1 protein-coding gene is annotated in these 639 nt (G+C 44.1%); it reads right to left on the bottom strand.

Annotated features, from left to right (window positions below):
- Window positions 1-639, bottom strand: a 639-nt coding sequence (locus tag MMO38_RS16510) for a Tn3 family transposase (protein ID WP_241324190.1), incomplete at both ends; no start/stop codon positions are given.

Raw genomic sequence — 639 nt, forward strand, 5'->3', positions numbered from 1 at the left:
CCCACATTGATCAGCTTACTGCTAAATGGTGCGTATTGATCAGAAATGTGTGTATAAAATAACCTTCCAGGCTCTGCGCCATATTTTGGATTGATATGTCCTGTACTTTCAGCTCTGCCACCTGCGCGGAAGCGTTGGCCATCTGATGAGGAGGTAGTGCCATCTCCCCAGTTTTCAGCGAAAGGTTGTTTCAATTGAGCATTCACCAATTCGGCCAATGCCGTTGAATAAGTTTCATCACGGATATGCCAAGCCTGTAGCCATGAGAGTTTGGCATAAGTTGTACCAGGACATGATTCGGCCATTTTCGTCAGCCCTAAATTAATTGCATCAGCCAGTATGGTCGTGAGCAATAACGCTTTATCCTTCGCAGTGTCATCCGTTTTCAAATGAGTGAAGTGTCGAGTAAAGCCTGTCCATTCATCGACCTCCATTAATAATTCGGTGATCTTGATATGTGGTAACAGCATTGCTGTTTGGTCAATTAAAGTTTGGGCTGTATCAGGAGCCACGGCATCGAGAGGTGTTATTTTTAGACCAGATTGATTGATCATCGCATCAGGCAAATCGTTGGTCGCTGCCATGCGATTAATGATTGCTAATTTCTGCTCCAATAGTGAAAGGCGACTTTGCAAATAT

The organism is Acinetobacter sp. NIPH 1852 (genome assembly GCF_022549455.1).
Taxonomy (GTDB): domain Bacteria; phylum Pseudomonadota; class Gammaproteobacteria; order Pseudomonadales; family Moraxellaceae; genus Acinetobacter.